Annotated in this window: 1 protein-coding gene; it reads right to left on the bottom strand. The window is 69.4% G+C overall.

The genetic code is table 11. The features are described from left to right. Positions 1-216, bottom strand: a 216-nt coding sequence (locus QM693_RS37530) for an aldehyde dehydrogenase family protein (RefSeq protein ID WP_283354838.1), incomplete at both ends; no start/stop codon positions are given.

Here is a 216-nt window from a genome sequence, read left to right on the forward strand (position 1 = left end):
TCTTCGCCCCGCCGAGGGCTTGGACGCGTTTGCCGTGGGCGGTGCCGGTGGCGTACACGTACTGGGCGATGGGGGTGGAGCCGACGAAGCTGATGGCCTTGATCGCGGGGTGGGTGAGGAGTTCGTCGACGGCGGTCTTGTCGCCCTGCAGCACGTTGAAGACCCCGGCCGGGAGTCCGGCTTCGGCCCAGAGTTCGGCCATCCAGATCGCGGCGG

This window comes from Rhodococcus sp. IEGM 1305 (genome assembly GCF_030058635.1).
Taxonomy (GTDB): Bacteria; Actinomycetota; Actinomycetes; order Mycobacteriales; family Mycobacteriaceae; genus Rhodococcus_F; species Rhodococcus_F opacus_D.